General features: G+C 43.9%; 1 protein-coding gene. It reads right to left on the bottom strand.

All coding sequences use genetic code 11. The annotated features are described in order from the left end of the window. Positions 1 to 79 precede the first annotated feature (79 nt). Positions 80 to 754: a hypothetical protein gene (locus tag ACNRUY_RS26670; RefSeq protein ID WP_488114693.1), complete on the bottom strand. Its 675-nt coding sequence runs from the start codon at positions 752 to 754 to the stop codon at positions 80 to 82. Between the last annotated feature and the right edge of the window lie 104 nt (positions 755 to 858).

The raw sequence follows: 858 nt of genomic DNA on the forward strand, positions 1-858 counted from the left end.
CAACAAAATACCTGTCTCGTTACCTCGGGTGGAAAAGGTTTCTTAAAACTCAACTCTTCTCAGAGGAGGCTTTTTTAGATCAAGTTTCTATACATTGGGTAGAGCAACACTTAATTTGAACAGCGCCAGTTTGTATGGTTTGAAGTTGGTCCTCAGAAGAGAGGTTGAGGGTGGCTGAGTTCGCTATATTGTATTGACTTCCATTAGCTTCGATAAAGCTTGATAAGGGGGGGCGAGAGAGTGGGAAAGTCTGCTGTATTGATTGCATAAGGTTATTGATAAATTGATGGACCTGCTCTGACTGGGGAAACATACCAAGCTTGTCTTCTTCTCCGGGAGGGCGGGCAAGCTCATCAGGTATGCTTGAAAATAGAGTTGATACACGCTTGATTTCGAGTATAGAGCGCATGAGCTGTTCTTTTGGTATGCCTTGGTGTTGAGCAACATAACTGATAATTGCATTGCTGCGTTGTTCGTGGGAGTAGTCTGTAGGAAGAGTTGAAAGAATGTTATTTTGATGTTCTTCTGAAAGGGTCGTTAATAGTTCATCTGCAACTGTGTGGTGTTCTTCTGGATGATTTCCTCCTTCAGCCCCTTTGGGTTCATCATCCGCAGCATCAGACGATAACGCGATGTCTCCTTCAGACAAGATTTTGACCTCCGCTGGAGCATCTGACGCTGCTTCTTGATTTGTATTTTCTAATGTGAGTGTTTGCACTGAATGGGGTGGCCAGGGCAAAAACATGATCACCAATTGAACAGCGCCATCAAGAAACAGCCTGTATAATCAGGGTTTTTCCTGTCTTTCGATGTCTGCAAAAGCCCTGTTTTCCAAATTCTCCTCGCTCACTGATAAGC

Source organism: Endozoicomonas sp. Z74, from assembly GCF_057680865.1.